Source organism: Yersinia sp. 2542 StPb PI, assembly GCF_048593855.1.
GTDB lineage: Bacteria > Pseudomonadota > Gammaproteobacteria > Enterobacterales > Enterobacteriaceae > Yersinia > Yersinia enterocolitica_E.
The window spans coordinates 1-1247 of the sequence record NZ_JAZGQA010000401.1 but is presented as its reverse complement, the minus strand read 5'-3'; the positions used below and the strand labels follow the sequence as shown (position 1 = coordinate 1247).

The following is a 1247-nucleotide window of genomic DNA, read 5'->3' as shown; positions in this document are numbered from 1 at the left end:
CCGAGATTATTCCGCTGAATATTTATTTTAACTCTCGAGGTTAATCCATTGGCTAAATATTTTAAGGACTCACGGCCCTTAATTCTCCTTCAAGATGAAAATAAGTATCCAACTGAATTTTATTGATTTTAATTACATTGCTAAGATTTTTTTCCAAACCTGGTCATTAATGGGAATACCATCGCGCTGATTTTCCGCTTTAATGCGAGGGAATTTATGCCCTGGTAGACGAATAGCGACATCAGGGTTATCGCGCTCAGCTTGAGTGACATAATCACAAATGCGTTTTAATTTTTCATCGCGAGTTTTGCCATCAATCAGACGATCGATTTCAATGGCAATAAACACTTGTGAGATACAGAATTCATCTGATTTGTCTTGCGTGACTTCGGCAACGGATAAACCGCCAGAGAGCAGGGTGGCAATCATATCCAGCACAATGGATAAACCAGAACCTTTCCAATAGCCCATTGGCAGAATGCGCCGGTTTTCCTCAATAATGGCCGGATCCCGCGTGAGATTGCCGTCATTATCGAAACCACCATCCACGGGCAATGTATTGCCCGCCAATCGGTTAACTTCCAGCATGCCATAAGAGAACATCGACATAGACATATCGACCATAGTGATGGTTTCACCGGGAACGGCAATGATCAGAGGATTGGTGCCGATACGGCACTCTTTGGCTCCCCACGGCGGCATTACAGCAATTGAGTTTGTCCAGCAGATGCCAATATAACCTTGTTCTGCCGCTTGCCAGCCGTAGGCACCACCGCGCATCCAATGGTTAGCATTGCGCAAGGCCACCACCCCAATACCATGCTGATCCGCTAATACCATGGCACGATCCATCATTTGTTTGGCGGTTAAATTGCCAATAGCCTGATGAGCATCCCATTGCTCGATAGCCCCGAGTGCTAATGCCTTGGTTGGAATAGCATCAGGCACGATATCACCGGCTTCCAATTGTTGAATAAAACGTGGGAATCGATTTACGCCGTGGGAATAAACACCGTATTCAGTGGATTGCGCAAACATCTCGGCACAAGCATCAGCGGTAACTTCACTCACTTTTCGCGCCAATAGTACCCGTTTAAACTCTGCCTTTAACTGCTGGTAACTGACTCTCATTGCGCGCTCCCCTGAATAATTTAAAAATTGAAGTGTATTTTTTTGATGCGCTAAATTTCAATATGCGGAATCACATTTCAAATTAATGCTATACCTCCACAGAAGTGAAGTCAAAG

Annotated in this window: 1 protein-coding gene; it reads right to left on the bottom strand. The window is 44.7% G+C overall.

What is annotated here, in order from left to right:
• Window positions 1-132 precede the first annotated feature (132 nt).
• Entirely contained in the window at window positions 133-1131 is a 999-nt protein-coding gene (yiaK, locus tag V1952_RS21905) for a 3-dehydro-L-gulonate 2-dehydrogenase (protein WP_420075557.1), read from the bottom strand.
• Between the last annotated feature and the right edge of the window lie 116 nt (window positions 1132-1247).